Source organism: Rhizobium ecuadorense (genome assembly GCF_001187535.1).
Taxonomy (GTDB): Bacteria; Pseudomonadota; Alphaproteobacteria; order Rhizobiales; family Rhizobiaceae; genus Rhizobium; species Rhizobium ecuadorense.
The window spans coordinates 1-510 of the sequence record NZ_LFIO01001315.1; the positions used below are offsets into that span (position 1 = coordinate 1).

A 510-nucleotide genomic window follows, 5' to 3' on the forward strand; every position below is an offset into this window, starting at 1 on the left:
CGCCACGGTCATGTTCCGCGCTGTAGGGCGCTGTGACTTTGTAGCTTATGATCGTATCAGGCTGCAAAGTGACGAACCCATGCGCAAATCCGGCTGGCACCCAAAGCTGTGAGCCATTCTCAGGGGACAGTTCTGCGGAGACCCACTTCCCATATGTCGGAGAGCCATGTCTGATATCGACGGCCACATCCAGGAGCGCGCCACGGAGACAGCGCACAAGTTTGCCTTGCGCAAAGGGAGACAACTGAAAATGCAATCCCCGGACGGTTCCCGGCTGTGCTGAAAGGGACTCATTATCCTGCACGAAAGATACGTCGGCCACACTAGTGCGGAACCAGGAATCTTTGAAGACTTCGCTGAAATAGCCCCTCGAGTCACCGAACCTGGCGGGAGTGATCTTTTTGACGTCCCCGATCTCCAGTTGTTCTACATTCAACGCATACATCCTTGCATTAGGCTCGATCGCTGGATTGTGACAGCGGTCAACGCCGGCAATATAGCCAATTGTGC

Annotated in this window: 1 protein-coding gene; it reads right to left on the reverse strand. The window is 54.7% G+C overall.

Features of this window, described 5'->3' with window-relative positions; genetic code table 11:
• The coding region (rfbC, locus tag AF337_RS28835) for a dTDP-4-dehydrorhamnose 3,5-epimerase (protein WP_049734866.1) at nucleotides 1-445 on the reverse strand (445 nt) is incomplete at its 3' end.
• Nucleotides 446-510 lie beyond the last annotated feature (65 nt).